At 66.1% G+C, this 5,737-nt stretch carries 6 protein-coding genes; all 6 read left to right on the forward strand.

From position 1 onward, the window contains the following. On the forward strand, positions 1-494 hold a 494-nt coding region (locus tag LL06_RS23395), incomplete at its 5' end, for a flagellin (RefSeq protein WP_035532721.1). A gap of 285 nt (positions 495-779) precedes the next feature. Further along, positions 780-1,757, forward strand: coding sequence for a flagellin (locus LL06_RS23400; RefSeq protein ID WP_035532724.1), 978 nt, complete (start codon positions 780-782; stop codon positions 1,755-1,757). 330 nt (positions 1,758-2,087) lie between these two features. Continuing rightward, positions 2,088-2,708, forward strand: a complete 621-nt coding sequence (locus tag LL06_RS23405) for a hypothetical protein (protein WP_035532727.1) — start codon at positions 2,088-2,090, stop codon at positions 2,706-2,708. Then, positions 2,705-3,946 (forward strand): MotB family protein, encoded by a 1,242-nt coding sequence (locus LL06_RS23410; protein WP_035532729.1) that lies wholly within the window; start codon positions 2,705-2,707, stop codon positions 3,944-3,946. Before LL06_RS23405 ends, LL06_RS23410 begins: the two co-directional genes overlap by 4 nt. Before the next feature lie 2 nt (positions 3,947-3,948). After that, on the forward strand, positions 3,949-5,460 hold the full coding sequence (locus LL06_RS23415; RefSeq protein ID WP_052161859.1) for a chemotaxis protein: 1,512 nt from the start codon (positions 3,949-3,951) through the stop codon (positions 5,458-5,460). A 29-nt stretch (positions 5,461-5,489) separates the two neighbouring features. Next, positions 5,490-5,737 (forward strand): hypothetical protein (locus LL06_RS23420; protein ID WP_201772379.1); only part of this gene is annotated, 248 nt, incomplete at its 3' end.

Consider the following 5,737-nt stretch of genomic DNA (forward strand, 5'->3'; position numbering starts at 1 on the left):
TCACCACGCTGGGCGTGAACACCACCTCGACCACGCTGATCGGCGCTGCCAACGAAAGCCTCGGCATCCTGACCAAGGACATCGACGCCAACGTGCTCGATCCGAACACGACCTCCACGACGGCCCGGAACTACTACCTGATCGACACCGGCTCGACCACCGGCACGGCCGCTTCCGGTACCGGCATCGCGCTGACCGGTGCGACGACCGACGCCCAGGTCGACGACATGATCCGTGCGGTCGACTCGATGCTGACGCAGATGACCGACGCCGCTTCCAACCTCGGCGCCGTCAACAAGCGCATCTCGATGCAGGACGACTTCGTCGCCAACCTGATGGATGCGGTGGACAAGGGCGTCGGCCGTCTGGTGGATGCGGACATGAACGAGGAATCGACCCGCCTGAAGGCCCTGCAGACCCAGCAGCAGCTCGGCATCCAGTCGCTCTCGATCGCCAACTCCAACTCCGAAAACATCCTGTCGCTCTTCCGTTAAGGACGAGCCGGACCGGAACCGCCACCCGCGGTTCCGGTTTCAGCAGGCACGAACGGCCGCATCGCCTGGCGATGCGGCCGTTTTGCGTTTTTTTTCGCCTTCGCCGCACTTGGCGGTCAACAAAGGCTTGAGTTAACTGTTGATTAACCATAAACGTTTACGTGTTAGTTACCAACGGTGAACCGGGTCGCATGGGCAATGAAATGCTCCGGTCAGCATGATGCAAGATCACCGTAACCGGAAACATGGCCGGTATGTCCCTGGGCAATTTATGGGGCATTTCTTATGACCAGCATTATGACCAACACAGCCGCAATGGCTGCGCTGCAGACTCTTCGGACCATCAACTCCGATTTGGAAATGACACAGGCACGGGTCTCCTCGGGCTTCCGTGTCGAAAACGCAGGCGACAACGCGGCCTACTGGTCGATCGCCACGACGATGCGGTCCGACAACAAGGCGCTGTCCACCGTGAAGGACGCGCTGGGTCTCGGCGCCGCCAAGGTCGACATCGCCTACACCGCGATGAACAGCTCCATCGACGTGATCTCCGAGATCAAGGCCAAGCTGGTGGCGGCCCGCGAGCCCGGCGTCGACAAGACCAAGATCGACAAGGAACTCACCGAGCTCAAGAACCAGCTGAAATCGATCTCCGAATCGGCATCGTTCTCCGGCGAGAACTGGCTCAACAACTCCTCCACCGCGGCGGCGGGCACCAAGTCGGTCGTCGGCGGCTTCAACCGCGACGTCAACGGCCTGGTGACGATCACCACGCTCGACATCAACGTCACCAGCCTGACGATGATCGGCGAGAACAACGAGAGCCTCGGCATCCTGACCAAGGACATTGACGCCAACGCGCTCGACCCGGATTCGACCTCGACCACGGCGCGCAACTATTACCTGATCGACACCGGCTCCACCACCGGCACCGCGGCCAGCGGCGCGGTGGTCGCGTTGACCGCCACCACCACGGATGCCGAAGTCGACGACATGATCCGGGTCGTGGATGCCATGCTCAGCCAGATGACCGATGCGGCCTCCAATCTGGGCGCGATCAACAAGCGCGTCTCGATGCAGGAGGATTTCGTCGCCAACCTGATGGACTCCATCGACAAGGGTGTGGGCCGTCTGGTCGACGCGGACATGAACGAGGAGTCAACCCGGTTGAAGGCGCTGCAGACGCAGCAGCAATTGGGCATCCAGGCTCTGTCGATCGCCAACACCAATTCCCAGAACATCCTCTCGCTCTTCCAGCAGTAAGGCTGGAGTCGTCCCGGTCCGGGACGGCCCGAGTGATCATATTCTGCCGTGCCGCCGGTCATCGGTCATGGTGGATCAGTTGGACCGCGCCAAAATTGCCCTTGGTGCGGTCCAACGGCTATTCAGGCGCCCGACCCGGCAAATGGGCGCCGGGCTAGGGTCCAGGCGCGAGGCGCAGGCGCCGTCGTTCATGCTCACGCAAGTTTTGCTCTCTAGGGTTTTGCGGGTGAACGGTCGGGTGTTCGGATCCTGCCGCGTCCGCCGACGCCAAACGAAGGAAAAGATCTTGAACCGGCAATCGCCAGCACCCGCCACACGCCGGAGCCGACCATGACGGCCAGCCTTGCACGGTTCCTTCCCGATTTCGAATTGTCCCGCATCAATGCGTTCCAGGCGGCACGGCACGACGCGGCGTCCCACGGACATCCCTCCCTGCCCGACATCGACATCGAGGCCGTTCGCGCCGAGGCGCGGGCCGAGGCCGAAGCCCGGGTCCGGGCCGAGCTCTCCCGGCGGCATGACAGCGAGCGCGAGGCCGAGGCGGCCCGCCACGCGGCCGAACTCGAAGACCTGAGGGCGGAGCTCGAAACCCGCGCCGCACAGTCGATTGCCGAAGCGGTCGCCGCCAGGAGCGAGCAGATCGCCGGCCTCATCGCCGCGGATGTCGAAGCGGTGCTGGCGCCGCTGATCGACGGGGCCGTCCGCACCCGCATCATCGCCGCTCTCGCCGAAGAGGTCCGCGGCAGTCTCGAACTCGAGAATGCCGGCCAGATCCGCGTCTCCGGCCCCGAAGGCCTCGTCGCCGCATTGCGTGACGCCATCGGCCCGGCCGCCGACCGGCTCGTGGTCCGCGAGACCGACGGGATCGACATCGAGGTCGAGATCGACCGGACAAGGTTCGCCACGCGGATGTCGGCCTGGGCCGACGCACTGGCGGAGAGCCTTGCATGAGCGACTCCTCGACCACCCACCAGGGCAAGAACGAAATCATCATCGTCAAGCGCCGCCGCGGCGGCGAGGAAGGCCACCACGGCGGCGTCTGGAAGATCGCCTATGCCGACTTCATGACGGCGTTGATGGCGTTCTTTCTGGTGATGTGGCTGGTCAACGCGGCCAACGAGGAAACCAAGGCGGCCGTCGCCAGCTATTTCAACCCGATCAAGCTGATGGATGACAGGCCGACCGACCGCGGCGTCAAGGAGGTCGGCAACAATGCCGACGGCGAGGCGACCGCGCCGAAATCGCTGACCGACGGCGAAGCCACCACCAGCGGCCAGGCGGCCGATTCCGGCGAGAAGGAAAACGCCACCGCCGGCGAGAAGCAGTCCTATTCGGAAGCCGACTATTTCGAGAATCCCTATTCGGTGCTGGCCGAGATCGCCCAGGAGACCGGGACGCAGACCAACATCTCCGCCAAGGGCGATGGCGGCGCCGCGGAATCGGGTCCCGCCACCGGCGCCTCGGGCGGCGAGGCCTATCGCGATCCCTTCGATCCGGATTTCTGGTCCAAGCAGATGGAGCAGCAGTCCAAGCCGCCCGAAGACAGCCAGGCGATGGTCAAGCTCGACACGGCGCCCGAGACCGCCGGCGGCCCCGGCCAGCAGGGCGCGGCGGCCGACAGCGCGGCGAGCGCCAACCCCGAAGCCGGTCCGCAGGGCGAACAGACGGCGGATAAAGCGGGCGAGGGCGGGGCCGGCGCATCGGCCGAGGCGCTGGATCGCGCCAAGACCGAGGCCGAAGTCCTCCAGGACGACATCGCCAAGGCGCTCGGCGGTTCCATCGGCAAGCTCGCCGAGGGCATCACCGTGAGCCCCTCGGAAGGCGGCCTGCTGGTGTCGATCACCGACCAGCTCGACTTCGGCATGTTCCAGGTGGGTTCGGCAGTGCCGGGCCGCGATCTGGTGGTGGCGATGGAGAAGATCGGCCAGATCCTGTCCGAGCGCAAAGGCGCGATCGCCATCCGCGGTCACACCGATGCGCGGCCGTTTGCGTCGGGCAATGGCGACAACTGGCGCCTGTCGATGGCGCGTGCCCATTCCGCCCTGTTCATGCTGGTGCGCGGCGGCGTTCCGGAAGAGCGGATCGTCCAGGTTTCGGGCTTTGCCGACAAGCGCCTCAAGGACCCGGCAAACCCGCTTTCCGAAGTCAACCGCCGCATTGAGATCCTCGTCGAGGCCGGAGGGAGCTGATCGTGCCGCGCGCGCTTCGCCCAGGGTTTCTGAGCCTCGCCGTGGTGGCCGCGATGGTCGCGTTCCAGGCCTCGGCCGAGGACCATGCGGCGCCGGAGCCGGCTGCGGCGAGCGCGCCGGAAGCGCAGGCGCATCCCGCGCCGGACGCGGGCGGGGCCCCTTCCGCGCCGGACGACCCCCAGGCCCATCCCGCGCCCGACGGCGGCGAGGCCCCGGCGACGGAGCCGTCCCCGGACGAAACCCAGGCCGCGCCGTCTCCGGCCAACGACGACCCGGCCGATTTTTCCATGGGCGGCAATATCGAGACGCTCGAACCCTACAAGCTGGTCCGGTCGCTGCAGTTCGTCCAGGACGCCGTGGTCCGGGGCGATCACTCGGCCATGGAGATGCAGCGGTTCCTGATCGGCGTCATCGACAGCCGGCTGCGCAGCGCCGACCAGCAGGTTTTCGACGATCCGCGCAATGTCGACGCGGCGCTGATCTATGCCATGAGCGGCGGCAATCCCGAGACCCTCGACATTCTCGCGCTCAAGGACAAGTTCGGCAATTTCGACAACGAGATCACCACCGTGCTCAGGGCCTATCTCAACGGCCGCGCCGCCAAGACCCAGACCTCGCTGGCCGAGGTCGTCGATATCTACAAGGACACCGAGATCGGCCCCTATCTCACCTTGGTGGCGGCGAACGTCATGGCGGCCACCACCGGCGACGCCTCCGCGCTCGAGCTGTTCGACTGGGCGAGGCTCACCGCGCCGGGCACGCTGGTCGAGGAGGCGGCGCTGCGCCGCTCGCTGTTCGTCGCCGTGCGCAAGAACCTGGTCGATGAGGCGCTGGTCTATGCCCAGCTCTATGCCCGGCGCTTCATCAACTCTCCCTATGCCGGCCAGTATGCCGATCTGCTGGTCGATCTGGTCGTGCTCAATTATTCCAAGGTGGGCGAGGAGCGGCTCGAGGAGATCCTGTCCTTCATGGATCGGCCGCGCAAGCGCGAGGTCTATCTGCGCATTGCCCGCAAGGCCGCCATCTCGGGCCTGCGCGATCTCGCCGTCTTTGCCTCGGGCAAGGCGGAAGGCATGCTCGATCCCGCCGATGCGGCGCCGCAGGCGCTCGCCGACCTCTATTCCGGCATGGCCGAGATCCCCACCGACGGCGTCAACGGCGTGCTGGCGCGGCTCAATGCCGTGCCCGAGACGCAACTGTCGGAGCGCGACCGGGCCTTGCGCGAGGCGGCGCGGATGATTGCCGAGGAAGTGCTGCGCAAGCCCGACCCCAACAGCCTCACGCAAGCATTCACGCCCAATGTGGGGGCAACCGAAGCCGGCGATGGATCGGACGGGCGCCCGTCCTCGCAAGGCGAGAATTCCGGAACGACGGATCCCATGGCGGCGTCGGAAGCCGATCCGGCCGCGGTGGCGGCGGACGAAGCCTTCAAGGGATTTGTCTCCACCAGCAAACAGACCCTCGAGCGCATAGACGAGATGCTCGGGGAGGCGAAGAAGGATAGCGGGACTTGAGTGCCTTGGACATTGTTTTGCAGCGGCAAGTGCCTGTGCGGTCACCGGTCAGGTCGGGCGACGCCGCCCTCGCGGACCCGGCCGGCGGCCCCGGCGGCGATGCGTTCACCTCGGTTCTCGCCGGACAGAAGCGCACCGGCGTGACGGACCGCGAGCCGGTCGATCCCGAGGCCGACCCTGAACCTGCGCCCGATCTCGTCGCCGAGGACGAGACGGCCGATCCCGATGCTGCAGCCCCCGATACTCCGGCCCCCTCCGACGAGATGCTGTCCCTGCT

Source organism: Hoeflea sp. BAL378, from assembly GCF_000759435.1.
Taxonomy (GTDB): domain Bacteria; phylum Pseudomonadota; class Alphaproteobacteria; order Rhizobiales; family Rhizobiaceae; genus Hoeflea.

What these genes read in the sequence shown, in the direction of transcription:
- LL06_RS23410 (WP_035532729.1), top strand. Translation starts at nt 2,705, where the DNA reads ATGAGCGACTCCTCGACCACCCACCAGGGCAAGAACGAAATCATCATC.
- LL06_RS23400 (WP_035532724.1), top strand. Translation starts at nt 780, where the DNA reads ATGACCAGCATTATGACCAACACAGCCGCAATGGCTGCGCTGCAGACT.
- LL06_RS23405 (WP_035532727.1), top strand. Translation starts at nt 2,088, where the DNA reads ATGACGGCCAGCCTTGCACGGTTCCTTCCCGATTTCGAATTGTCCCGC.